At 69.5% G+C, this 26,763-nt stretch carries 2 protein-coding genes; both read left to right on the plus strand.

What is annotated here, in order from left to right; all coding sequences use genetic code 11:
• Positions 1–131: 131 nt before the first annotated feature.
• Positions 132–26,336: a non-ribosomal peptide synthetase gene (locus D7X32_RS10075; RefSeq protein ID WP_120602305.1), complete on the plus strand. Its 26,205-nt coding sequence runs from the start codon at positions 132–134 to the stop codon at positions 26,334–26,336.
• The coding region (locus D7X32_RS10080; RefSeq protein ID WP_147450097.1) for a hypothetical protein at positions 26,333–26,763 on the plus strand (431 nt) is incomplete at its 3' end. The genes D7X32_RS10075 and D7X32_RS10080, both read left to right, overlap by 4 nt.

The raw sequence follows: 26,763 nt of genomic DNA on the forward strand, positions 1-26,763 counted from the left end.
CACGCCGCTCGGATGACGAGTGGCAGGCCGCGCGTGATCGACAACTGCTGACACTGACCCGAGGGCCGTGCGTCCGGAGTTCCGGGCGTCCTTCCAGGGCCGTGTCGCGTCCAGAGTGCGGAGTCAATCCGATGAGCAGCAGCAGTGATCTGTCGAAGCGAATCGCGAGCCTCTCCCCGGAGAAGCGCGCGGAGCTGCTGAAGAAGATGGCCGCGCAGAAGCAGGCGGCGGGGACTCCGGCGCGGGGGGCGTTCCCGCTGAGGGACCGGTCGCGGCCGGCGGAGCTGTCGTTCGCGCAGCAGCGGCTGTGGATTCTCGATCAGCTTGAGTCCGGTAGCGCGCTCTACAACGTGCCTGTCGCGGTCCGGTTGGAGGGCGTGCTGGACGTGGGGGTGCTGGAGCGCGCGCTGCGCGAAGTGGTGCGCCGTCACGAGTCACTGCGCACGACGTTCCACGCGGACGAAGCGGGGCCGGTGCAGCGCATCTCCGACGTGCCGGTGCTGGAGCTGGAGCACGCCGACGTCACGGCGGTGTCCGCCGGCGCGCGCGAGGCGGAGGCCTGGCGTCAGGTGGAATCCGGGGCGCAGCGGCCGTTCGACCTGGCCCGTGGTCCGCTGATGCGGGCGCTGCTGGTGAAGCTGGGGGAGACGGATCACCTGTTGATGGTGGTGCTGCACCACATCGTGTCGGACGGGTGGTCGCTGGGCGTGCTGGTGCGCGAAGTGGCGGTGCTCTACGGGGTGTTCGCGCAGGGGCAGCCGTCGCCGCTGCCGGAGCTGGCCATCCAGTACGCGGACTACGCGGTATGGCAGCGCGACGTCCTGCGGGGATCGATGCTGGACAAGCAGCTGGGGTACTGGCGCGAACAGCTGCGCGGCGCGCCGCCCGCGTTGGAGCTGATGACGGACAAGCCCCGGCCGGCGGTGAGTGCCTTCCGGGGAGCACGCAAGCCAGTCCAGTGGCCCCGGGCGCTGACGGAGTCGCTGAAGACGCTGGGGCAGCAGGAGGGCGCCACGCTCTTCACGGTGCTGCTCGCGGGCTGGCAGGCGGTGCTCGCGCGCTACGCGGGGCAGGACGACGTGAGCGTGGGCACGCCGATGGCGGGCCGGACGCGCTCGGAGCTGGAGGGGCTCATCGGCGTGTTCGTGAACACGCTGGTGATGCGCGCCCGGTTCGCGCCGGGGATGACGTTCCGGGCGTTGCTGCGCCAGGTGCGTGAAGCGCAGGTGGGCGCGACGGATCACCAGGACCTGCCCTTCGAGCAGCTCGTGGAGGCCGTGCAGCCCGTGCGTGACCTGGGGCGCAGTCCGTTGTTCCAGGTGATGTTCGTGCTGCAGAACGCGCCGCGCGGCCCGATGGCGCTCCAGGCGTTGAAGCTCCAGCCGCTGGAGCTGGAGACGCGCACGGCGAAGTTCGACCTGCTGATGCAGCTGGCGGAGACGGACGAAGGCCTGCGCGGCTACCTGGAATACGACGTGGATCTCTTCCTTCCGCGCACGGTGGAGCGGATGGTGGACCACCTGCGCGTTCTCCTGGAGGGAGTGATCGCCCGGCCCGACGAGCAGGTGGATCGGCTGCCACTGCTGGTGGAGGCGGAGCGCAAGCAGCTGCTGGTGGAGTGGAACGAGACGAAGCCCGAGGCGCTGGTGGGCTTCGGGATGCACTCGGCGTTCGAAGCGCAGGTGAAGAAGACGCCGGAGTCCGTGGCGGTCGTCTTCGGGGCGCGCACGCTGACGTTCGGACAGCTCGACCGCCAGGCGAACCAGCTGGCGCGGCACCTGGTGAGGCAGGGAGTAAAGCCGGAGGCCCGGGTGGGCCTGTACGTGGAGCGCTCGGAAGCGATGGTGGTGGCGCTGCTGGCCATCCTGAAGACGGGAGCCAGCTACGTGCCGCTGGACCCGTCGTTCCCTCCGGAGCGGCTGGCGTACATGCGGGACGACAGCGGGATGGCGGTGCTGGTGACACAGCAGTCACTGCGCGCAGGCCTGGAGTCGTCGACGACGAAGGTGGTGTCGCTGGACGGGGACGCGGACGTCTACGGGCGCGAGGATTCGTCCCCGTTGGGCGTGGAAGTGGCGTCGGAGTCGGTGGCGTACGTCATCTACACGTCGGGAACGACGGGACGCCCGAAGGGCGTGCAGGTGCCGCACGGGGCGGTGGCGCGTTTCCTCTCCGCGATGGCGCAAGCACCGGGCCTGAAGGCGCAGGACGTGCTGGTGGCGGTGACGACGCTGTCGTTCGACATCGCGGTGCTGGAGCTGCTTCTGCCGCTGTCGGTGGGAGCGAAGGTGGTGGTGGCGCCGCGCGAGACGGCGGTGGACGGCAAGAAGCTGAGCGCGCTGCTGGAGGCGAGTGCAGCGACGGTGCTCCAGGCAACGCCGAGCACGTGGAGGCTGCTGCTGGAGGCAGGGTGGAAGGGCGCGGGAGTGAAGGCGCTGACGGGCGGCGAAGCCCTGCCCAGAGAGTTGGCGAAGGCGCTGCGGGAGCGCTGCGCTTCGGTGTGGAACGTGTACGGCCCGACGGAGACGACGGTCTGGTCGACGGCGTACGAGGTGGAGGAAGGCGTGGGCCCGGTGCCCATCGGTCGCCCCATCGCGGGCACGCGCGTCTACGTGCTGGACGTGTCGCTGCAACCTGTCCCCGTAGGAGTGCCTGGCGAGCTGTACATCGCGGGTGAGGGCGTGACGCGAGGCTACCTGGGGCGACCGGAGCTGACGGCGGAGAGGTTCCTGCCGGAAGTGAATGGCGCCACGGGCAGCCGGATGTACCGCACGGGAGACCGTGTGCGGTGGCACGCGGACGGGACGCTGGAATACGTCAACCGGGCGGACAACCAGGTGAAGGTGCGTGGCTACCGCATCGAGCTGGGCGAAATCGAAGCGGTGCTACGGCAGCAGGAAGAAGTGCGCGACGCGGCGGTGGTGGTGAGGGGAGAGGGCGCGGAAGCACGGCTGGTGGGCTACGTGGTGGGGAAGCCCGGGCAGAAGGTGGAAGCGGGCCCGCTGCGAGAGCGGCTGCGGGTGAAGCTGCCAGAGTACATGGTGCCGCCGGTCCTCCAGGTGCTGGAGGCGATGCCGCTGACGCCGAACGGGAAGGTGGACCGCAAGGCGCTGCCCGCGGTGGAAGCCGTGGCGGCCACCTCGCGCGAGTACGAAGCGCCGAGGAACGAAGTCGAGAAGACGCTGGCGGGCATCTGGGCCGAAGTGCTGCGGGTGCCGCGAGTCGGAGTGAAGGACAGCTTCTTCGAGCTGGGTGGGCACTCGCTGATGGCGATGCGCGTGGTCTCCCGGATCCGCGAGGAGCTGGGTGTGGAGCTGCCGCTGCGCGCGCTCTTCGAAGCCACCACGGTGGAGGCCCTCGCCGGCCGACTGGCGAAGGGAGGCCGGACGGCGGCTCCCGCGCTGGTCCGCATCCCGCGCGAAGCGCCGCTGGAGTTGTCTTTCGCGCAGCAGCGGCTGTGGTTCCTCGACCAGCTGGAGCCGGGCAGCCCGCTCTACAACATTCCGGTCGCGATGCGGCTGGAGGGCGCGCTGAACCTGGGCGTCTTGAAGCTCGCGCTGCGCGAAGTGGTGCGCCGGCACGAAGCGCTGCGCACGACCTTCGCGGAAGGGGCCACGGGGCCGGTGCAGCTCATCCACTCGCGGTTGGAGTTGCCGCTGGTGGAGCAGGACGTCACCGATGAGCCTGTTGGGGCGCGTGAGGCTTCAGCGTTGCGTCTGCTGGAGGAAGAGGCGCAGCGTCCCTTTGAACTCGCCAAGGGTCCCCTGATCCGCGGGACGGTGGTGAAGCTGGGGGAGACGGACCACCTGCTGATGGTGGTGCTGCACCACATCGTTTCGGACGGCTGGTCGTTGGACGTTTTGGTGCGGGAAGTAGCGCTCCTCTACGGTGCCTATGTCGAAGACCGTTCGTCGCCGCTGCCGGAGTTGCCCATCCAGTACGCGGACTACGCGGCGTGGCAGCGCGACTGGTTCCAGGGAGGCTTGCAGGCCCGGCAGCTGGCGTACTGGCGCGAACAGCTTCGCGGCGCGCCGCCCGCGCTGGAGTTGATGACGGACAAGCCCCGTCCGGCCGTGCGCGGCTTCCGTGGCGCGCGCCAGGCAATCCACTGGCCGCGTGAGCTGACGGAGTCGCTGAAGGCGCTGGGGAAGCAGGAGGGCACCACGCTCTTCGCGGTGTTGCTCGCGGGTTGGCAGACGGTGCTCGCGCGCTACTCCGGGCAGGATGATGTGAGCGTGGGCTCGCCGATGGCGGGGCGTCCGCGCTCGGAGTTGGAGGGGCTCATTGGCGTGTTCGTGAACACGCTGGTGCTGCGCGCCCGGTTCGTACCGGGGATGACGTTCCGCGCACTGCTGCGGCAGATGGGTGAGACGGTCCTGGGCGCGATGGAGCACCAGGAGCTGCCCTTCGAGCGGCTGGTGGAAGCGCTCCAGCCCGTGCGCGACATGGCACGCAGCCCGCTGTTCCAGGCGATGTTCGTCCTGCAGAACGCGGCGCAGGGCACGTTGTCGGTGCCGGGCTTGAAGTTGCGCGCATTGGATCCGGACACGCGCACGGCCAAGTTCGACCTGTTGATGCAGGTGTCCGAAGGCGAGCAGGGCCTGCGTGGCTACCTGGAGTACGACGCGGACCTGTTCGCCGCGCCGACGATGGAGCGGATGGTGGCGCACCTGCGCGTGCTCCTGGAGGACGCGGTCGCACGCACGGACACCGCCGTGGATGCGCTGCCGATGCTGACGCAGCAGGAGCGCAAGCAGTTGCTGGTGGAGTGGAACGAGACGAAGCCCGAGGCGCTGGTGGGCTTCGGGATGCACTCGGCGTTCGAAGCGCAGGCGAGGAAGACGCCGGAGTCGGTGGCGGTCGTCTTCGAGGGCCGCGAGCTGGGGTACGCGGCGCTGGAAGCGAAGGCGAACCAGCTGGCGCGGCACCTGGTGAAGCAGGGAGTGAAGCCGGAGGCCCGGGTGGGCCTGTACGTGGAGCGCTCGGAAGCGATGGTGGTAGCGCTCTTGGCCATCCTGAAGACAGGGGCCAGCTACGTGCCGCTGGACCCGTCGTTCCCACCGGAGCGGCTGGCGTACATGCGGGACGACAGCGGGATGGCGGTGCTGGTGACACAGCAGTCACTGCGAGCCGGGCTGGAGTCGCCGACGACGAAGGTGGTGTCGCTGGACGGGGACGCGGACGTCTACGGGCATGAGGATTCGTCCCCGTTGGGCGTGGAAGTGGCGTCGGAGTCGGTGGCGTACGTCATCTACACGTCGGGAACGACAGGACGCCCGAAGGGCGTGCAGGTGCCGCATGGGGCCGTGGCGCGCTTCCTGTCCGCGATGGCGCAAGCACCGGGCCTGAAGGCGCAGGACGTGTTGGTAGCGGTGACGACGCTGTCCTTCGACATCGCGGTGTTGGAGTTGCTGCTGCCGCTGTCGGTGGGGGCGAAGGTGGTGGTGGCACCGCGCGAGACGGCGGTGGACGGCAAGAGGCTGAGCGCGCTGCTGGAGGCGAGCGGCGCGACGGTGCTCCAGGCAACGCCGAGCACGTGGCGGCTGCTGCTGGAGGCAGGGTGGAAGGGCGCGGGAGTGAAGGCGCTGACGGGCGGCGAAGCCCTGCCCAGAGAGTTGGCGAAGGCGCTGCGGGAGCGCTGCGCTTCGGTGTGGAACGTGTACGGCCCGACGGAGACGACAGTCTGGTCGACGGCGCACGAAGTGGAAGAGGGCGTGGGCCCGGTGCCGATTGGTCGCCCCATCGCGGGCACGCGCGTCTACGTGCTGGACGCGTCGCTGCAACCCGTCCCGGTAGGTGTCCCCGGCGAGCTGTACATCGCGGGTGAGGGCGTGACGCGGGGCTACCTGGGGCGCCCTGAGTTGACGGCGGAGCGCTTCGTGCCGGAGGCGCACGGTGAGGTGGCGGGAGCGCGGATGTACCGGACGGGAGACCGCGTGCGGTGGCACGCGGACGGGACGCTGGAATACGTCAACCGGGCGGACAACCAGGTGAAGGTGCGTGGCTACCGCATCGAGCTGGGCGAAATCGAAGCGGTGCTGCGGCAGCAGGAAGAAGTGCGCGACGCGGCGGTGGTGGTGAGGGGAGAGGGCGCGGAAGCACGGCTGGTGGGCTACGTGGTGGGGAAGCCCGGGCAGAAGGTGGAAGCGGGCCCGCTGCGAGAGCGGCTGCGGGTGAAGCTGCCAGAGTACATGGTGCCGCCGGTCCTCCAGGTGCTGGAGGCGATGCCGCTGACGCCGAACGGGAAGGTGGACCGCAAGGCGCTGCCCGCGGTGGAAGCCGTGGCGGCCACCTCGCGCGAGTACGAAGCGCCGAGGAACGAAGTCGAGAAGACGCTGGCGGGCATCTGGGCCGAAGTGCTGCGGGTGCCGCGAGTCGGAGTGAAGGACAGCTTCTTCGAGCTGGGTGGGCACTCGCTGATGGCGATGCGCGTGGTCTCCCGGATCCGCGAGGAGCTGGGTGTGGAGCTGCCGCTGCGCATGCTCTTCGAAGCCACCACGGTGGAGGCCCTGGCCACCCGTCTGGACAAGGCGAAGCACACGACGACTCGAGCCCTCCGGCGGGCGTCGGGTGATACATCACGTCCGCTGTCGTTCGCGCAGCAGCGGTTGTGGTTCATCGATCAGCTGGAGCCGGGCAGCCCGCTCTACAACATCCCGGTCGCGGTGCGGCTGGATGGCATGCTGAACGTTGGCGTGATGGAGCGCGCGCTGCGAGAGGTGGTGCGCCGGCACGAAGTGCTGCGCACGACCTTCGTGGATGGCGATTCCGGCCCGGTACAGCAGGTCTGGCCGGAGGTCGGTTTGTCGCTCGGCGTGCGCGACCTGTCCGAGTGCACCGAGGAGGAACAGGCGTCCCTGGCCCGGGCGAGGATCGAGCAGGAGGTTCTTCGTCCCTTCGACCTGGCGAACGGGCCACTGCTGCGCGCACTGCTGCTGAACCTGGGGGAGCGCAGGCACGTTCTCGTGGTGACGGTGCACCACATCGTCTCGGACGGCTGGTCGACGGGGGTGTTCGTCAATGAGGTGAGCGCGCTCTACGCGGCCTTCACCCAGGGGCTCCCGTCTCCGTTGCCGGAACTGCCGGTGCAGTACGCCGACTACGCGGTGTGGCAGCGCGACTGGTTGCAGGGCGAGGTCCTGCAACAGGAAGTGGACTACTGGAAGCAGAAGCTCACGGGGGCGCCTCCGGTGCTGGAGCTCCCCACGGATCATCCGCGGCCCGCGGTGCGAGGCAACGCCGGTGCCCTCCACCGGTTCAGCCTCCAGGAACCCCTGGTCCAGAGCCTGCGCGCGCTGGCCCAACAGGAAGGGGCCTCGCTGTACATGGTGTTGCTGGCGGGTTGGCAGGCGCTGTTGTCGCGCTACTCCGGGCAGCAGGACGTCAGCGTGGGCTCGCCTGTCGCGGGTCGCACGCAGGCGGAGACGGAAAGCCTCATCGGCTTCTTCGTCAACACGCTGGTGATGCGCACGGACCTGTCGGACGCGCCGGACTTCCTCCACCTGTTGCGCCGGGTGAAGCAGGGCGCCCTGGAGGCCTTCGAGCACCAGCACATCCCCTTCGAGAAGCTGGTGGAGGTGCTCCATCCCGAGCGAAGCCGCAGCCACACGCCGATCATCCAATCCATGTTCGCCCTGCAGAACGTGCCTGCCGGTGAGGCCAACCTGCCGGGCGTGAAGCTCTCGTTGCTGGAGCTGGAGAGCAGGACGTCCAAGTTCGACCTGAGCCTCTTCTTCCTGGAGAAGGCCCAGGGCCTGACCGGTGTGATCGAGTACAGCACCGAGCTGTTCGAAGAACCTTCCGTGCGACGCATGAGCGAACACCTGCGCGTGATGCTCGAGGGCGCGGTCGCGCGGCCTGCGGACCCGGTGATGCGGCTGCCGCTGACGGATGATGCGGAGCGCCGTCAGCTGCTGGTCGAATGGAACCGGACCGGAACACTGCTTGCGCGCACCACCTCCGTACATGGCCTCTTCGAGGCACAGGCGCGGAAGACGCCGGACGCAGTGGCGCTGAAGTCCGCGACACACGGAGACACCCTGACGTACGGGGCGCTGGAGGCGAAGGCGAACCAGCTGGCGCACCACCTGAGCGGGCTGGGAGTGAAGCGAGGCACGCGAGTGGGCGTGTACGTGGAGCGCTCGTTGGAGATGGTGGTGGGGGTGCTGGCCATCCTGAAGGCCGGCGGTGCGTACGTGCCGGTGGACCGCAACTACCCGGCGGAGCGCATCGCGCTGATGCTGGAGGACGCGGGTGTCGAAGTGACGCTGACGCAGCAGTCGTTGGTGGAGAAGCTGCCTGCGAGCGCGGGCCGTCCGCTGGCGTTGGACACGGCGTGGAGCGAAGTCGCCCGTCAGCCTCAGTCGTCGCCGCGGGTGGAAGTGAGCGCGGAGGACCTGGCGTACGTGATGTTCACGTCGGGAAGCACGGGCCGTCCGAAGGGCGTGTGCATCCCGCACCGGGGCATCACGCGGCTGGTGGTGGGCAACGGCTTCCTGCGCTTCGGGCCAGAGGAAGTCTGGCTGCAACTGGCGCCAGTGGCCTTCGACGCGTCGACGCTGGAGCTGTGGGGCGCGCTGCTGCACGGGGCGAAGCTGGTGCTGGCGCCGCCGCACGCGTTGACGCTGGAGGAGCTGGGCACGCTGCTGAAGCAGGAGCGCATCAGCGCGCTGTGGCTGACGGCGGCGCTGTACGAGCAGATGGCGCTGCACCAGGTGGAAGCGCTGGCAGGAGTGTCGCAGGTGCTGGCGGGCGGTGACGTGCTGCCGGCCCAGCGCGTGCGGGAGCACCTGAAGCACCTGCCGCAAGGCGCGGTGCTGGTGAACGGCTACGGCCCGACGGAGAACACCACGTTCTCCGCCACGCACACGCTGACGCGTGACACGTCGCTCACGGCCTCGGTGCCCATCGGCAAGCCGATTGGAAACTCGACGGCGTACGTGCTGGACGCGCACGGAGACGTGGCAGGCGTGGGTGTACCGGGAGAGCTGTACGTGGGAGGCGAAGGCCTGGCGTGGGGTTACCTCAACCGTGCGGACCTCACGGCGGAGCGCTTCGTGCCGGATGGCTTCAGCACGCAGCCCGGAGCGCGGCTGTACCGCACGGGAGACAAGGCGCGGTGGAAGGAGGACGGCACGCTGGAGTTCCTGGGCCGCACCGACTTCCAGGTGAAGGTGCGCGGTTTCCGTATCGAGCTGGCCGAGGTGGAGGGCGCTCTTGCCCAGCATCCCCATGTGGCGGAAGCCGCGGTGGTGGTGCGCGAGGTGGGCGGGGACAAGCGGCTCGTCGCATACATCGTCGCGAAGCCAGGCCAGAACATCGACCCGAAGGCCGTGGAGTTGGAGCTGCGCAAGGGCCTGCCGGAGTACATGGTGCCGTCGGCCATTGGCGTGCTCGCCGCGCTGCCGCTCAGCGCCAACGGCAAGGTGGACCGCAAGGCGCTGATCGCGCTGGACGTGCCGCGGTCAGAGACGCGTTACGAGGCGCCTCGCACGACGACGGAGGTCCGTCTGGCGGCCATCTGGGCCGAGCTGCTGCGCATCTCCCAGGTGGGTCGGCAGGACGATTTCTTCTCGCTGGGAGGCCACTCGCTGCTGGCGACGCAGGTGGCGTCACGCCTTCGCTCGGAGCTGGGCGTGGAGCTGCCGCTGAGCGCGTTGTTCGCGGCTTCGACGTTGGAGTCGTTCGCCCGGCGGGTGGAGGAAGCCACCCGTTCGGACGCGAAGGCCCTGGTGCGTGTGCCGGGCGCCGGACCGCGTCCGCTGTCGTTCGCGCAGCAGCGGTTGTGGTTCATCGATCAACTGGAGCCGGGCACGGCGCTCTACAACGTGCCCGTGGTGGTGCGGTTGGAAGGCAGCCTGCGTCCAGCGGTGCTGGAGCAGGTCCTGCGGGAAATCTCGCGCCGCCATGAGGCCTTGCGGACGACGTTCGTCGAGGACGCGGGCCAGACGATCCAGCGCATCCACTCGGAGCCGGACCTGCCGTTGGAAGTGGTGGACCTCCAGGGCTTCGACTCGTCCCAGAGGGAGGCGGAGGCCCTCCGTCGGGTCGAGCAGGAGATGGTGAAGCCGTTCGACCTGCGCAAGGGTCCCCTGTCCCGAGCCATGCTGGTGAAGCTGGGCGCGCAGGAGCACGTGCTGTCGCTCACGATGCACCACATCGTGTCGGACGGCTGGTCGTTGGGCGTGTTGGTGCGCGAGGTGAGCGCGCTGTACTCGGCGTTCGCGGAAGGGCGCTCGTCGCCGCTGCCAGAGCTGTCCGTGCAGTACGCGGACTACGCGGTATGGCAGCAGCAGACCCTGCGGGGCGAGGTGTTGCAGCGCGAAGTGGAGCACTGGAAGCGCGCGCTGGCGGGGGCGCCGCCGGTGCTGGAGTTGCCTACGGACCGGCCGCGTCCGGCGGTGCGAGGCAACACGGGAGCCGTGCAACGGTTCCTCTGGCCGCGAGAGTTCGAGCAGTCCCTGCGAGCCCTGGGGCAGCGCGAAGGTGCATCGCTCTACATGGTGTTGCTGGCGGGGTGGCAGGTGTTGATGGCCCGCTACTCGGGGCAGACGGACATCAGCGTGGGCTCGCCCATCGCGGGCCGCACACGCGCGGAGGTGGAAGGGCTCATCGGATTCTTCGTCAACACGCTGGTGCTGCGCGCCCAGGTGGAGGGCGATCAGTCCTTCCAGGCCCTGCTCAAGCAGGTGCGGGGGACGGTGCTCGACGCGTACGAGCACCAGGAAGTGCCGTTCGAGAAGCTGGTGGAAGCGTTGCAGCCGGAGCGCAGCCTCAGCCACACGCCGTTGTTCCAGACCCTCCTGGCCCTCCAGAACGTCCCCATGGGTGAAGTGGCCCTGTCGGGCCTGACCCTGAAGCCGGTGGACTTCGAGGGCCGCACATCGAAGTTCGACGTGAGCGTCTTCTTCACGGAGACCCCGCAGGGGTTGAGCGGAGCGGTGGAGTACAGCACCGACCTGTTCAACGCCGGAACCGTACGCCGCATGGTGGAGCATCTGCGCGTGCTGTTGGAGGGCGTGCTGGCCCACCCCGAGACACGCGTCGAACGGCTGCCCTTGCTGGACGAGGGCGAGCGAAGCCAGCTGCTGGAGCAGTGGGCTCGTGCACAAGGCGAACACCCGGGCACTGACGCGGTGCACGCGCGCTTCGAAGCCCAGGCGCGAAAGACGCCGGACGCAGTGGCGCTGACGCTCGGGGGAGGGGAGGGGACCCTGACGTACGGGGCGCTGGACGCGAAGGCGAACCAGCTGGCGCACCACCTGCGCGAGTTGGGAGTGAAGCGAGGCACGCGAGTGGGCGTGTACGTGGAGCGCTCGTTGGAGATGGTGGTGGGGCTGCTGGCCATCCTGAAGGCCGGCGGTGCGTACGTGCCGGTGGACCGCAACTACCCGGCGGAGCGCATCGCGCTGATGCTGGAGGACGCGGGCGTCGAAGTGACGCTGACGCAGCAGTCGCTGGTGGAGAAGCTGCCTGCGAGCGCGGGCCGGCCGCTGGCGCTGGACACGGTGTGGAGCGAAGTCGCTCGTCAGCCAGTGACAGCGCCACGGGTGGAAGTGAGCGCGGAAGACCTGGCGTACGTGATGTTCACGTCGGGAAGCACGGGCCGTCCGAAGGGCGTGTGCATCCCGCACCGGGGCATTACGCGGCTGGTGATGGGCAATGGCTTCCTGCGCTTCGGGCCTGAAGAGGTGTGGCTGCAACTGGCGCCAGTGGCCTTCGACGCCTCGACGCTGGAGCTGTGGGGCGCGCTGCTGCACGGGGCGAAGCTGGTGCTGGCGCCGCCGCACGCGCTGACGCTGGAGGAACTGGGCACGCTGCTGACGCAGGAGCGCATCAGCGCGCTATGGCTGACGGCGGCGCTGTACGAGCAGATGGCGCTGCACCAGGTGGAAGCACTGGCAGGAGTGTCGCAGGTGCTGGCGGGAGGCGACGTGCTGCCGGCCCAGCGCGTGCGGGAGCACCTGAAGCACCTGCCGCAAGGCGCGGTGCTGGTGAACGGCTACGGCCCGACGGAGAACACCACGTTCTCCGCCACGCACACGCTGACGCGTGACACGTCGCTCACGGCCTCGGTGCCCATCGGCAAGCCGATTGGAAACTCGACGGCGTACGTGCTGGACGCGCGCGGAGACGTCGCGGGCGTGGGTGTACCGGGAGAGCTGTACGTGGGAGGCGAAGGCCTGGCGTGGGGTTACCTCAACCGTGCGGACCTCACGGCGGAGCGCTTCGTTCCCAACGCCTTCAGCACGCAGCCCGGAGCGCGTCTGTACCGCACGGGAGACAAGGCGCGGTGGAAGGAGGACGGCACGCTGGAGTTCCTGGGCCGCACCGACTTCCAGGTGAAGGTGCGTGGCTTCCGCATCGAACTGGGAGAAATCGAAACCGCGCTCCTGCGCCAGCAGGGCATCGCGGAAGCCACGGTGGTGGTGCGCGAGGTGGGCGGGGACAAGCGGCTCGTCGCGTATCTCGTCGCGAAGCCGGGCCAGAACATCGACCCGAAGGCGGTGGAGACGGAGCTGCGCAAGGGCCTGCCGGAGTACATGGTGCCGTCGGCCATCGGCGTGCTCGCCGCGCTGCCGCTCAGCGCCAACGGCAAGGTGGACCGCAAGGCCTTGCCGGAGCTTGAAGCGGTCCGCTCGGAGCGCGAGTACGAAGCGCCGCGCACGGAGACGGAAGCGAAGCTGGCGGCCATCTGGGCGGAGGTGCTGCGGGTTCCCCAGGTGGGCGTGAAGGACGACTTCTTCGCGTTGGGCGGCCACTCGCTGCTGGCGACACAGGTGGCGTCGCGGATCCGCACGGGGTTGGGCGTGGAGTTGCCGCTGCGCGCGTTGTTCGAAGCGCCCACTGTGGAGGCGCTCGCTCGCCGGTTGGAGAAGACCGCGCGCGCGAACGTGACGGCGATGGGACTGGTGCGGGGCACCGCAGCCCCGTTGCTTTCCTTCGCGCAGCAGCGGTTGTGGTTCATCGATCAGCTGGAGCCGGGCACTGCGCTCTACAACGTGCCCGTGGCGGTGCGGCTGGAAGGCACGCTGCGCCAGGACATCCTGGAGCGGGCATTGCGCGAAGTGACGCGGCGCCATGAGGCGTTGCGGACGACCTTCGCGGAAGAGAACGGCCAACCCATCCAGGTCATCCACCCGGAAATCAGCCTGAACCTGGAACAGGTGGAGGTCTCCGGCGCGGACACGCAGGAGCGGGAGGCCCAGGCGCGGCAGCGGATCACGCAGGAAATCCTGAAGCCCTTCGACCTGCTGCGCGGCCCGTTGTTCCGGGCGTTGCTGGTGAAGCTGGAGGAGCAGCACCATGTGCTCGTCGTCACGATGCACCACATCGTGTCGGACGGCTGGTCGCTGAGCGTGCTCGTGCGCGAGGTGAGCGCGCTCTACACGGCGTTCGCGGAAGGCCGTGTGTCGCCCTTGCCGGAGTTGCCGGTGCAGTACGTGGACTACGCGCTCTGGCAGCGGCAGGAGTTGCAGGGCGAAGCGCTCCAGCGGGAGGTGGACTACTGGAAGCGGAAGCTCTCCGGCGCGGCGCCCGTGCTGGAACTGCCCACGGATCATCCCCGCCCGGCGGTACGCGGCAACGCGGGTGCATCCCAGTCCTTCCTCTGGCCGGCGGCGTTCGCCCAGGGACTTCGTGACCTGGCGACGCGCGAGGGCGCCTCGCTGTACATGGTGCTGCTGGCGGGCTGGCAGGCCGTGTTGTCGAGGTACTCGGGGCAGGAGGACATCAGCATCGGTTCGCCCATCGCGGGCCGCACGCGCGCGGAGGTCGAAGGGCTCATCGGCTTCTTCGTCAACACGCTGGTGTTGCGGACGCACGTGGAGGGCGGCGCGTCCTTCCGTGCCCTGTTGAAGCAGGTGCGCGAGACGGTCTTGGAGGCGCAGGAGCACCAGCAGGTGCCGTTCGAGAAGCTGGTGGAGGCACTCCAGCCCGAACGTGACCGGAGCCAGACGCCGCTGTTCCAGGCCCTCCTGGCGCTCCAGAACCTGCCCACGGGGGAGGCCCGGCTGCCCGGGCTGACCCTCAAGTCGGTGGACCTGGAAGGCAGGACGGCGAAGTTCGACCTGAGCATCTTCTTCGAGGAGCGGCCCAGGGGCCTGGGCGTCTTCATCGAGTACGGCACGGACCTGTTCGAGGCCGCCACCGTGCGCCGCATGGTGGAGCACCTGCGCGTGCTGTTGGAGGGCGTGCTGGCCCACCCCGAGACACGCGTCGAACGGCTGCCCCTGCTGGACGAGGGCGAGCGAAGCCAGCTGCTGGAGCAGTGGGCTCGTGCACAAGGCGAACACCCGGGCACTGACGCGGTGCACGCGCGCTTCGAAGCCCAGGCGCGGAAGACGCCGGACGCAGTGGCGCTGAAGTCCGCGACACACGGAGACACCCTGACGTACGGGGCGCTGGAGGCGAAGGCGAACCAGCTGGCGCACCACCTGAGCGGGCTGGGAGTGAAGCGAGGCACGCGAGTGGGCGTGTACGTGGAGCGCTCGTTGGAGATGGTGGTGGGGGGGCTGGCCATCCTGAAGGCCGGCGGTGCGTACGTGCCGGTGGACCGCAACTACCCGGCGGAGCGCATCGCGCTGATGCTGGAGGACGCGGGCGTCGAAGTGACGCTGACGCAGCAGTCGCTGGTGGAGAAGCTGCCTGCGAGCGCGGGCCGGCCGCTGGCGCTGGACACGGTGTGGAGCGAAGTCGCTCGTCAGCCAGTGACAGCGCCACGGGTGGAAGTGAGCGCGGAAGACCTGGCGTACGTGATGTTCACGTCGGGAAGCACGGGCCGTCCGAAGGGCGTGTGCATCCCGCACCGGGGCATCACGCGGCTGGTGGTGGGCAATGACTTCCTGCGTTTCGGGCCTGAAGAGGTGTGGCTGCAACTGGCGCCGGTGGCCTTCGACGCCTCGACGTTGGAACTCTGGGGTGCGCTGCTGCACGGGGCGAAGCTGGTGCTGGCGCCGCCGCATGCGCTGACGCTGGAGGAACTGGGCACGCTGCTGAAGCAGGAGCGCATCAGCGCGCTGTGGCTGACGGCGGCGCTGTACGAGCAGATGGCGCTGCACCAGGTGGAGGCGCTGGCAGGAGTGTCGCAGGTACTGGCGGGAGGCGACGTGCTGCCGGCCCAGCGCGTGCGGGAGCACCTGAAGCACCTGCCGCAAGGCGCGGTGCTGGTGAACGGCTACGGCCCGACGGAGAACACCACGTTCTCCGCTACGCACACGTTGACGAACGCGAGCACGGTCGGGAAGTCAGTGCCCATCGGCAAGCCGATTGGGAACTCGACGGCGTACGTGCTGGACGCGCGCGGAGACGTCGCGGGCGTGGGTGTGCCGGGAGAGCTGTACGTGGGAGGCGAAGGCCTGGCGTGGGGCTACCTCAACCGTGCGGACCTCACGGCGGAGCGCTTCGTTCCCAACGGCTTCAGCACGCAGCCCGGAGCGCGGCTGTACCGCACGGGAGACAAGGCGCGGTGGAAGGAGGACGGCACGCTGGAGTTCCTGGGCCGCACCGACTTCCAGGTGAAGGTGCGTGGCTTCCGCATCGAGCCAGGCGAAGTGGAAGCGGCGCTCCTGAAGCTGGAGGGCATCGCGGAAGCCACGGTGGTGGTGCGCGAAGTGGGCGGGGACAAGCGGCTCGTCGCGTACCTCGTCGCGAAGCCGGGGCAGACCATCGACCCGAAGGCGGTGGAGACGGAGCTGCGCAAGGGCCTGCCGGAGTACATGGTGCCGTCGGCCATCGGCGTGCTCGCCGCGCTGCCGCTCAGCGCCAACGGCAAGGTGGACCGCAAGGCCTTGCCGGAGCTTGAAGCGGTCCGCTCGGAGCGCGAGTACGAAGCGCCGCGCACGGAGACGGAAGCGAAGCTGGCGGCCATCTGGGCGGAGGTGCTGCGGGTTCCCCAGGTGGGCGTGAAAGACGACTTCTTCGCGTTGGGCGGCCACTCGCTGCTGGCGACACAGGTGGCGTCGCGGATCCGCACGGGGTTGGGCGCGGAGCTGCCGCTGCGCGCCCTGTTCGAAGCCCCCACCCTCGAGGCCCTGTCCCAGCGGGTGGAGAAGGCCGGCCGCGCCGAGACTTCGGTCCTGGGATACGTGCCCACGGGTGTCGCACCGCCGCTTTCCTTCGCGCAGCAGCGGTTGTGGTTCATCGAGCAGATGGAGCCCGGAACGGCGCTCTACAACGTGCCCGTGGCGGTGCGGCTGGAGGGCTCGCTGGACGTGGGCGCCCTGGAGCGCTCCCTGCAAGAGGTCGTGCGCCGGCATGAGTCCCTGCGCACGACGTTCACGGAGCACGATGGCCAGGCCATCCAGGTCATCCATCCCTCCCTGTCGCTGGAACTGGAGCAGGTGGACCTGCGGACCTTCGACGCCGCCCACCGCGCGGCCGAAGCCCGCCGGCAGGCTGAACAGGAGATGATGCGTCCCTTCGACCTGGGACGCGGGCCCTTGATTCGCACACGCTTGTTCGCGCTCTCGGAGCGCGAACACATCCTGGTCGTCACGATGCACCACATCGTGTCGGACGGCTGGTCGCTGGGCGTGCTCGTGCGTGAGATGGGCGCGCTCTACGCGGCCTTCTCGACGGGCAGCCCGTCGTCCCTGCCAGAGCTGCCCATGCAGTACGCGCGCTACGCCGCGTGGCAGCGCGGTTGGCTCCAGGGGGACGCGCTGGCGCGGCAGGTCGGTTACTGGAAGCAGAAGCTCTCCGGCGCGCCGCCGGTGCTGGAGCTGCCCACGGACCGTCCGCGCCTTCCGCAAAGGGCCATCGCGGGAGCGACGCACGCCTTCCCCCTGTCCCAGCGGCTGACCGAAGGCCTCAATGCCCTGGCCCAGCGCGAGGGCGCATCGCTGTACATGGTGCTGCTCGCCGGGTGGCAGGTGCTGATGGCGCGCTACTCCGGGCAGACGGACATCAGCGTGGGTTCGCCCATCGCGGGCCGCACGCGCTCGGAGCTCGAAGGACTCATCGGCTTCTTCGTCAACACGCTGGTGCTGCGCGCGAACGTGGAGGACCGCCTGTCGTTCCGCGAGCTGCTCGCCCAGGTGCGCGACACGGTGCTGGACGCGTACGAGCACCAGGAGGTGCCGTTCGAGAAGCTCGTGGAGGTTCTCCAGCCGGAGCGCAGCCTCAGCCATACGCCGCTCTTCCAGACGATGCTCGCCCTGCAGAACGTACCCATGGGCGAGCTGCGGCTGCCGGACCTGGCCCTCAAGCCGGTGGACGCGGAGAGCCCCATCGCGAAGTTCGACCTGAGCGTGACGCTCATGGAAGGGCCCCGCGGCCTCACGGGCCTCCTGGAGTACAGTACGGAGCTGTTCGACGCGGGCACCGTGCAGCGGATGGTCACGCATTGGACCCTGCTCCTCGAAGGCGCGGTGGAGCGACCGGACACGCACGTGTCCCGCCTGCCCATGCTGACCGCCGCCGAGCGCCGCGAGATGCTGGTGGAGTGGAACGCCACGCGGGCGCCGTTCCCCGAAGCGTGCATGCATTCGCTCTTCGAGGAGCAGGTCCGTCGCGCGCCAGAGGCCGTGGCTGCTGTCTTCGAGGGAGCGCAACTGACCTATGCGCAACTGGATGCGCGCGCCAATCAGCTCGCCCATGCCCTGCGCCGTCGTGGCGTGGGTCCGGAAGTCCGCGTCGCACTCAGTGTCGAGCGCTCCCTCGACATCGTCATCGGCCTGCTCGGCATTCTGAAGGCCGGTGGCGCCTGGGTGCCCGTGGATCCGCTCCTTCCCCGTGAGCGCCTGGCCTTCATGCTGGAGGACAGTGCAGCGCAGGTGCTGGTCACCCAGCAACCCCTGGTGGACCGCTTCCCGGAAGCGCTGCATGCGCGCGCGCTCTGCCTGGACACCGCGCGCGACGCTCTCGCCGCGGAGCAGACGGATGCGCCCGTCACGGGCGTGACGCCCGCGAACATGGCGTACCTGCTCTACACCTCGGGTAGCACGGGGACCCCGAAGGGCACGGCGGTGGAGCACCGTGGTGTGGCCAACCTGGTCACCCACGAAGCGGTGGCGTACGGCATCGGCCCTGGCAGCCGCGTGCTTCAGTTCGCCAGCCTCAGCTTCGACCTGTCGGTGGAGGAGATCTTCACCACGCTCTGCAACGGCGCCATGCTGGTGCTCGCACCGCTGGAGAAGTTGATGCCGGGCGCGCCGCTACCCGTGCTGCTGCGTGAGCAGGAGTTGAGCGTCGTCAGCCTCACCCCCGCGGCGCTGGCGGCCACGTCCCCCGAGGGGCTGCCCCACGTGCGCACCGTCATCTCCGGCGGTGAGGCCCTGCCCGCGGACGTCGTCGCGCGTTGGGCTCCGGGGCGGCGCTTGCTCAATTCGTATGGCCCGACGGAAGCCACCGTCATCGCCACCCTGGGCGAGGTGGTGGCGGATGGGAACGTGCCGTCCATTGGCAAGCCGCTGGCGAACGTGCGCGTCTACGTGCTCGGCCCGCAAGGGCAGCCGGTGCCCGTGGGCGTGCGCGGTGAGTTGCACATCGGTGGCGTGGGCGTGGCGCGTGGGTACGCGGGACGTCCGGGACTCACCGCCGAGCGCTTCGTGCCGGACGCCTTCTCTGGTGAAGAGGGCGCCCGCCTCTACCGTACGGGCGACGTCGTGCGCTGGCGTGCGGACGGCCAGCTGGACTTCGTCGGCCGCATTGACTCCCAGGTGAAGGTGCGCGGCTTCCGCATCGAGCTGGGCGAGGTCGAAGCCGCGCTGGCGCGGCAGCCGGACGTGAGCGAGGCCGTGGTGCTGGTGCGGGGTGAGGGCGCCGACAAGCGGCTCGTGGGCTACGTCGTGGCGAAGGAAGGCCACGCGCTGGACGTGGAGACGCTGCGCACGGGCCTGCGTCAGGGGATTCCGGAGTACATGGTCCCCTCGGTGCTGATGGTGCTGGACGCCCTGCCGCTCAACGCGAACGGCAAGGTGGACCGCCGCGCGCTGCCGGAGCCGGAGGCGGCCCACGTGAGCGGTGCCTACGTGGCTCCGCGCACCGTGACGGAGGCGAAGCTCGCGGCCATCTGGGCGGACGTGCTGCGCCTGGAGCGCGTGGGCGTGAAGGACAACTTCTTCGCGCTGGGCGGCCACTCACTGCTGGCGACGCAGGTGGTGTCGCGCATCCGCATGTCGCTGGGCGTGGAGATGCCGCTGCGCCTGCTGTTCGAGGCGCCGACGGTGGAGGCGCTGGCGCAACGGCTCTCGCAGCTGGAACGCTCCGGCGTGCCGATGCTGAGCGCCGGGATGCGTCCCGCGTCGCTGCCCCTGTCCTTCGCGCAGCAGCGGTTGTGGTTCATCGACCAGTTGGAGCCGGGCAGCTCGCTCTACAACGTGCCCACCCTGGTGCGGTTGGAGGGCGACCTGGATGCGGGGGCGCTGGAGCAGTCCCTGCGTGAGCTCGTGCAACGGCACGAAGCCCTGCGCACGACGTTCGAAGAGGAGGCAGGGCGGCCCGTCCAGCGTATCCACGCGTCCGTGGACGTGCCGTTGAACACGGTGGACCTCACGGCCTCCGGGGCCGAGCGGGAGGAAGCGGCCCGGCACCGGGTGCTGGAGGAGATGGCGAAGCCCTTCGACCTGATGAAGGGGCCGCTCCTGCGGGCGCTGCTGCTGCGCCTTGATGCGCGCGACCACGTGCTCGTGGTCACGATGCACCACGCCGTGTCCGACGGCTGGTCCGTGGGTGTCCTGCTGCGCGAGCTGGGAGCGATGTACAGCGCGCTGGCGAGGGGCCAGACGTTGACGCTGCCGGAGCTGCCGGTGCAGTACGCGGACTACGCGGTGTGGCAGCGCGACTGGCTGCGGGATGAAACCCTGCGGCGAGAGGTGGATTACTGGAAGCAGTCGCTCGTGGGGGCGCCGCCGGTGCTGGAGCTGCCGACGGACCGTCCGCGTCCGGCGGTGCGCACGAACGCCGGCACGACGCTGAGCTTCACGCTGCCGCTGGAGTTGTCCCAGAGGCTGAGCGCGCTGGCCCAGAAGGAGGGCGCGTCGCTCTTCATGGTGCTGCTGGCGGGTTGGCAGGTGCTGCTGTCGCGCTACTCGGGTCAGACGGACATCAGCGTGGGTTCCCCCATCGCGGGCCGCACGCGAGCGGAGGTGGAAGGCCTCATCGGCTTCTTCGTCAACACGCTGGTGCTGCGCGCCCAGGTAGAGGGCGAACAGTCCTTCCGTGCGTTGCTCGCCCAGGTGCGGGAGACGGTGTTGGGGGCGTACGAGCACCAGGAGGTGCCGTTCGAGAAGCTGGTGGAGGCGCTGCAGCCGGAGCGCAGCCTCAGCCACACGCCGCTGTTCCAGTCGTTGATGTCGCTCCAGAACGTGCCGATGGAGGAGTCCAATCTCCCCGGCCTGGTGCTCAAACCCATGAGCTTCGAGGGCCGCACGTCGAAGTTCGACGTGAGCATCTTCTTCTCGGAGACGCCGCAAGGCTTGAGCGGAGCGGTGGAGTACAGCACCGACCTGTTCGAGGCGACGACGGTGCGCCGGATGGTGGAGCACCTGCGCACGCTGCTGGAAGGCGTGGTGGCGAAGCCGGAAGCAGCAGTGGGCCGGTTGCCCATGCTCACGCCCGCGGAGCGCCAGCAGGTGCTGGTGACGTGGAACCAGTCGCAGGCGGAGTACGCACGCGACGCGACGATTCCGCAGCTCTTCGAAGCGCAGGCGAAGCGCACGCCCGAAGCCGTGGCGGTGGTGAGCGGCAAGCAGAGGCTGACGTACCGGGAGGTGGAGGCGAGGGCGAACCAGCTGGCGCACAAGTTGCGCAAGCTGGGAGTGGGCCCGGAGTCGAGAGTAGGCCTGTGCGTGGAGCGCACGGCGGACGTGGTGGTGGGCACGCTGGGCATCCTCAAGGCAGGCGGCGCGTACGTGCCGCTGGACCCGAGCTACCCGAAGGAGCGTCTGGGCTGGCTGCTGGAGGATGCGCAGGGCCCGGCGTTGGTGGCGCACTCGCACCTGCTGGAGTCGCTGCCTGCCTTCACGGCGCAGGCGGTGTGCCTGGACCGTGAAGAGGAGTGGGCGGAGGAGTCGTGCTGCCCGGTGACGTCGGAAGTGCGTCCGGAGAACGTGGCGTACTTCATCTACACGTCAGGCAGCACGGGCCGTCCGAAGGGCGTGGCGGTGACGCACCGGAATGCCGTGGCCTTCCTGGCGTGGGCGACGGAGACGTTCGAAGAGGAGGAGACGAAGGCGGTGCTGGCGGCGACGAGCCTGAACTTCGACCTCTCCGTCTTCGAGCTCTTCGCGCCGCTGGTGAGGGGCGGCAGCGTGGTGGTGGTGCGCAACGCGCTGCATCTGGCGGAGGAGAAGCCGGAAGCGGAGGTGACCCTCATCAACACGGTGCCGTCGGCGATGGCGCAGTTGGTGCGGCTGGGCGCGGTGCCTCCGTCGGTGCGCGTGGTGAACCTCGCGGGTGAAGCGCTGCCGGAGACGCTGGCAAAGGCCGTGTACGCGGTGCCGACGGTGCGCAAGCTGTACAACCTGTACGGCCCGTCGGAGGACACGACGTACTCGACGTGGTCGCTGGTGGGGCGCGAGGAGGTGCCGAACATCGGCCGGCCGCTCACCAACACGCGGGCATATGTGTTGGACAAGTACCTCCAGCCGGTGCCCGTCGGTGTCGCTGGAGAACTCTTCCTGGCGGGAGAAGGCCAGGCGCGTGGCTACCTGCTGAGGCCGGAGCTGACGGCGGAGAAGTTCCTGCCGGAAGAGTACGGCCCCGCGGGCAGTCGCATGTACCGCACGGGAGACCGGGTGAGGTACCGGGCGGACGGAGTGCTGGAGTACCTGGGCCGTGTGGACTTCCAGGTGAAGGTGAGAGGCTTCCGAATCGAGCTGGGCGAAGTGGAGTCGGCGCTGCGGCAGCAGGAGTCGGTGAAGGAAGTCGTCGTGGTGGCGAAGGGGGAGGGGGCGGAGAAGCGGCTCGTGGCGTACGTGGCGCCGAAGGCAGGCGCGACGCTGGAAGCGGAGGCGTTGAAGGCCAGCCTGCGTCAGCGGCTGCCGGAGTACATGGTGCCGGGAGCGGTGGTGGTGCTGGAGGCACTGCCGCTGAACTCCAACGGCAAGGTGGATCGCAAGGCCCTTCCGGAGCCGGAGGCACCGACGGCGGGAAGCACGTACGAAGCGCCGCGCACGGAGACGGAAGCGAAGCTGGCGGCCATCTGGGCGGAAGTGCTGCGAGTGCCGCGGGTGGGCGTGAAGGACGACTTCTTCGCCCTGGGCGGACACTCGCTGCTCGCGACACAAGTGGTGTCGAGGGTGCGCATGGAGACGGGCGCGGAGCTGCCGCTGCGCGCCTTGTTCGAAGCGCCCACGGTGGAGGCGCTCGCTCGCCGGCTGGAGAAGGCCGGACGCGCGAAGGCACCGGCCCTTGTGCCCGTGTCGCGGGAAGCACCGTTGCCGCTGTCCTTCGCGCAGCAGCGGCTGTGGTTCATCGACCAGCTGGAGCCGGGCACGGCGCTCTACAACATCCCCGTGGCGGTGAAGCTGGAAGGCGACCTGGACGTCGGAGCCCTGGAGCGGGCCCTGCGTGAGGTCGTGCGTCGTCACGAGGCCCTGCGCACGACGTTCGTGGCAGGCAACCCCGAGCCGGTCCAACAGACCGCGTCTGGCAGCGCCTTCGCGCTGGTGGTGGAGGACCTGTCGTCGAATACCGCCGAGGTCCAGCGGCGCGTGGAGCAGGAAGTGCTGCGGCCCTTCGAGTTGGCACACGGCCCGCTGATCCGGGCGCTGCTGCTGAAGCTCGACGCTCGCGAGCACGTGCTCGCCGTCACGATGCACCACATCGTGTCGGACGGATGGTCGCTGGGCGTGCTGATCCGCGAGGTCAGTGCGCTCTACGCGGCGTTCGTTCAGGGCCAGCCGTCACCGCTGCCGGAGCTGCCGGTGCAGTACGCGGACTACGCAGCATGGCAGCGTGGCTGGTTGCAAGGCACGACGCTCCAGCGGGAAGTGGACTACTGGAAGCAGAAGCTCTCCGGTGCGCCGCCGGTGTTGGAGCTGCCCACGGACCGTCCGCGTCCCGCGGTGCGAGGCAACGCGGGTGCGAACCAGGGCTTCCTCTGGCCGCAATCGCTGGCCCAGGGCCTGAAAGGCCTCGCGCAGCGTGAAGGCGCCTCGCTGTACATGGTGCTGCTCGCTGGCTGGCAGGTGCTGCTGTCGCGCTACAGCGGCCAGGAGGACATCAGTGTCGGTTCGCCCATCGCGGGCCGCACGCGGGCGGAGGTGGAAGGCCTCATCGGCTTCTTCGTCAACACGCTGGTGCTGCGGACGAACCTGTCCGGAGACCCCAGCTTCCGGGGCCTGCTCCAGCAGGTGCGTGAAACGGTCCTGGAGGCGCAGGAGCACCAGGAGGTGCCGTTCGAGAAGCTGGTGGAGGCGCTCCAGCCCGAGCGCAGCCGCAGCCACACGCCGCTGTTCCAGTCGTTGATGGCGCTCCAGAACGTGCCCGTCGGTGACGCCCGGCTGCCCGGCATGACGCTCAAGCCCGTGGATCTCGCGGGCGGGACGTCGAAGTTCGACCTGAGCGTCTTCTTCGTGGAGACCCCGCAGGGGCTGAGCGGAGCGGTGGAGTACAGCACCGACCTGTTCGAGGCCACGACGGTGCGCCGCATGGTGGACCACCTGCGCGTGCTGCTGGAAGGCGTGCTGGAACATCCCGAAGCCCTGGTGACACGTCTCCCCATGCTGAGCGCGGCCGAGCGTCAGCAGGTCGTGGAGGCCCGGAACCAGACGGCCACACAATACCCCCGCGAGCTGCCGGTGCACGCGCGCTTCGAAGCCCAGGCGCGAAAGACGCCGGACGCAGTGGCGCTGAAGTCCGCGACACACGGAGACACGCTGACGTACGGGGCGCTGGAGGCGAAGGCGAACCAGCTGGCGCACCACCTGAGCGGGCTGGGAGTGAAGCGAGGCACGCGAGTGGGCGTGTACGTAGAGCGCTCGTTGGAGATGGTGGTGGGGCTGCTGGCCATCCTGAAGGCCGGCGGTGCGTACGTGCCGGTGGACCGCAACTACCCGGCGGAGCGCATCGCGCTGATGCTGGAGGACGCGGGTGTCGAAGTGACGCTGACGCAGCAGTCGCTGGTGGAGAAGCTGCCCGCGAGCGCGGGCCGTCCGCTGGCGTTGGACACGGCGTGGAGCGAAGTCGCCCGTCAGCCAGTGACAGCGCCACGGGTGGAAGTGAGCGCGGAAGACCTGGCGTACGTGATGTTCACGTCGGGAAGCACGGGCCGTCCGAAGGGCGTGTGCGTTCCGCACCGGGGCATCACGCGGCTGGTGGTGGGCAACGGCTTCCTGCGCTTCGGGCCGGAGGAAGTCTGGCTGCAACTGGCGCCAGTGGCCTTCGACGCCTCGACGTTGGAAGTCTGGGGCGCGCTGCTGCACGGGGCGAAGCTGGTGCTGGCGCCGCCGCACGCGCTGACGCTGGAGGAACTGGGCACGCTGCTGAAGCAGGAGCGCATCAGCGCGCTGTGGCTGACGGCGGCGCTGTACGAGCAGATGGCGCTGCACCAGGTGGAGGCGCTGGCAGGAGTGTCGCAGGTGCTGGCGGGAGGCGACGTGCTGCCGGCCCAGCGCGTGCGGGAGCACCTGAAGCACCTGCCGCAAGGCGCGGTGCTGGTGAACGGCTACGGCCCGACGGAGAACACCACGTTCTCCGCCACGCACACGCTGACGCGTGACACGTCGCTCACGGCCTCGGTGCCCATCGGCAAGCCGATTGGAAACTCGACGGCGTACGTGCTGGACGCGCGCGGAGACGTCGCGGGCGTGGGTGTACCGGGAGAGCTGTACGTGGGAGGCGAAGGCCTGGCGTGGGGCTACCTCAACCGTGCGGACCTCACGGCGGAGCGCTTCGTGCCGGATGGCTTCAGCACGCAGCCCGGAGCGCGTCTGTACCGCACGGGAGACAAGGCGCGGTGGAAGGAGGACGGCACGCTGGAGTTCCTGGGCCGCACCGACTTCCAGGTGAAGGTGCGTGGCTTCCGCATCGAGCCAGGCGAAGTGGAAGCGGCGCTCCTGAAGCAGGAGGGCATCGCGGAAGCCACGGTGGTGGTGCGCGAAGTGGGCGGGGACAAGCGGCTCGTCGCGTACCTCGTCGCGAAGCCGGGTCAGACCATCGACCCGAAGGCGGTGGAGACGGAGCTGCGCAAGGGCCTGCCGGAGTACATGGTGCCGTCGGCCATCGGCGTGCTCGCCGCGCTGCCGCTTAGCGCCAACGGCAAGGTCGACCGCAAGGCCCTGCCGGACCTGGATGTCTCCACGTCCCAGGCCGAGGACTTCGTCGCGCCCCGTGACGCGCTGGAGTCACAGCTCGCCAAGGTGTGGGAGGACGTCCTCGGCGTGCAGCCCGTCGGGGTGCGCACCAGCTTCTTCGCGCTGGGAGGCCACTCGCTGCTCGCGGTCCGTCTGGTGGCCGCGCTGCGCGAACAGCTGGGCCGCGAAGTGCCCCTGGCCGCGCTCTTCCAGCACCCCACCGTGGAGGAGCTGGCGAAGCTGCTGCGCGACAAGACGGAGACGTGGTCGCCGCTCGTCCCGCTGGAGAAGGGCGACGCGGGCCGCCGGCCCCTGTTCCTCGTGCACCCGGGTGGCGGCAACGTGCTCGCCTACCCGGAGCTGGCGCGGCTCTTGGGCCCCCATCAGCCCGTCTTCGGCCTCCAGGCACGCGGCCTCCAGGCCGGCCATGCCGTGGTGGAGACCGTGGAGGAGATGGCCACCCTGTACCTGTCCGCCATCCGCGCGGAGCAGCCGGAAGGGCCGTACCTCCTGGCGGGCTGGTCGCTCGGCGGCGTCATCGCCTTCGAGATGGCCCGTCAGCTGCGCGCGCAGGGCCAGGCCGTGGGGCTGCTGGCGCTCGTGGACGCCTTCGTCCCCGGCGTGCAGCTGCCTCCCGGCGAGGCCCAGGCGAAGGACCCTGACGGCAGCGTGCGGGTCTCCTTCGCCCGGAGCGTGGCCCAGGCCTTCTCCCTGCCCCTGCCCATGGCGGACGAGGCCCTGGAGCGCATGGACGACGACGCCATGCTGGAGGCACTCCTCGCCGTGGGCATCCAGGCCCGCCTCCTGGAAGAAGCCACGGGCCGCGAGCAATTGCGCGCCCTGTTCCGCGTCTACCAGGCCAACCTGCGCGCCATGGACCGCTACGTCCCCAGCCCCTACGACGGACCGGCGCTGCTGCTCGCCGCCACGGAAGCGACGCCCACGCCGGGCGTGCCCCGCCACCGCGGCTGGGAGCCCTGGGTCCGGGGGGGACTGGACGTGAGGGACGTCCCTGGGGGACACCATCAGCTCATGCAGGAGCCGTACGTGCAGCACGTAGCCACGCTGTTGCGCGAGGCCCTGGAGGACAAGTCATGACCGTTGAAACATCCGAGACATCCCGCGGGGGCTCGCCATGGCCCAACCGCCTCATCCTGGCCGTGTGGTTCGTGTGCTTCTCCGTGGGCTCGCTGGTCCACATCCTCACCGTGGCGAAGTACGGCCTCTTCGCCAATGATCCGGCGGACCCGCTGCCCATGCCGTTCGTCGTCGTGAACGAGCTGTTCACGGTGCTCAACCCGCTCACCATCGCGCTGCTCATCTTCAAGCGGCGGGCGGGCATCGTCTCCGCGCTGGGCGTGGTGGCGCTCGTCTACGTCCTCAACCTGGCGATGATGGCGTGGTTCTGGAGCGCGAAGGGCATCGTCTACACCGCGTGGCTGTACCTCAACGGCACCATGGGCGTGTTCATGGCCGCCACCGCCAGGCGCCTGTGGCGGGCCGCCCCCCCGGCGCAGGCTCTCCC

The organism is Corallococcus carmarthensis (assembly GCF_003611695.1).
Lineage (GTDB): Bacteria > Myxococcota > Myxococcia > Myxococcales > Myxococcaceae > Corallococcus > Corallococcus carmarthensis.

Excerpts from the sequence above, each read along its gene's own strand:
- D7X32_RS10075 (WP_120602305.1), top strand. The coding sequence starts at position 132 with ATGAGCAGCAGCAGTGATCTGTCGAAGCGAATCGCGAGCCTCTCCCCG.